Annotated in this window: 3 protein-coding genes; all 3 read right to left on the reverse strand. The window is 49.4% G+C overall.

All coding sequences use genetic code 11. The features are described from left to right. A partial coding sequence (locus CSC62_RS17420) for a recombination protein NinG (RefSeq protein WP_162407901.1) occupies positions 1 to 413 on the reverse strand: 413 nt, incomplete at its 3' end. Beyond that, positions 403 to 615, reverse strand: a complete 213-nt coding sequence (locus CSC62_RS17425) for a protein NinF (protein WP_306424353.1) — start codon at positions 613 to 615, stop codon at positions 403 to 405. The genes CSC62_RS17425 and CSC62_RS17420, both read right to left, overlap by 11 nt. Continuing rightward, positions 570 to 680, reverse strand: a complete 111-nt coding sequence (locus CSC62_RS17430; protein WP_211369040.1) for a NinE family protein — start codon at positions 678 to 680, stop codon at positions 570 to 572. Before CSC62_RS17430 ends, CSC62_RS17425 begins: the two co-directional genes overlap by 46 nt. Between the last annotated feature and the right edge of the window lie 6 nt (positions 681 to 686).

Raw genomic sequence — 686 nt, forward strand, 5'->3', positions numbered from 1 at the left:
CATTGCTTGTGAATATTGCGTTCATTAAATCGGAGTTGAGGTGCCGCAGCAGTTGTCCGGTAATGTCCGGCATCCCACTGAGCAGACGTGAGCGTTCCGCACGAGATACATGGTAAGTCGCGGTCTCTTTCTCTGATGAAGGCGTTTACGGCTTGTTGGGCTTGTTTAATCCAGTAACTGCGGGGCTTTAAGGCGAGTTTTCGAATCTTAAGTTTATCTTTCTGTTTCTGCTCCTCTCGTCGTCGTTTCTTCTCTGCTGCTTTTTCCGCTTTTTCGCGTTCTTTACTTCGTCGTTCGAGTGCTATCTTGGTTCCACACTCTGGAGAGCACCACCACTGATTAGCGAATGCAGGGTGAAACCATTCCCGGCATTCATCGTTTTTACATCGTCTTCGCGCTGGTTTAGCCATCATCTTCTTCCTCGTGCATCGAGCTATTCGGATCGCTCATCAGTTCTGCGCAGCAGTGCTCACACACGTGAACTTCCAGCACATGCAGCTTCTGACCGCAGTTAGCGCACGTTAAAGCTCGCTCGACGCTTTCTTGTTCGTAACTTCGATTTTGGTCAATCACCTTGTTTTCCTCGCACGACGTCTTAGCCACCGGATATCCCACAGCTGAGCCGTGTAGTTGACGGTTTTTACGTCAGATTCTTTTGGGATTGGCCTGGGTTTCTTTATGGTGCG

Origin of the sequence: Pseudoxanthomonas jiangsuensis (assembly GCF_010093185.1) — a bacterium.
Lineage (GTDB): Bacteria > Pseudomonadota > Gammaproteobacteria > Xanthomonadales > Xanthomonadaceae > Pseudoxanthomonas > Pseudoxanthomonas jiangsuensis.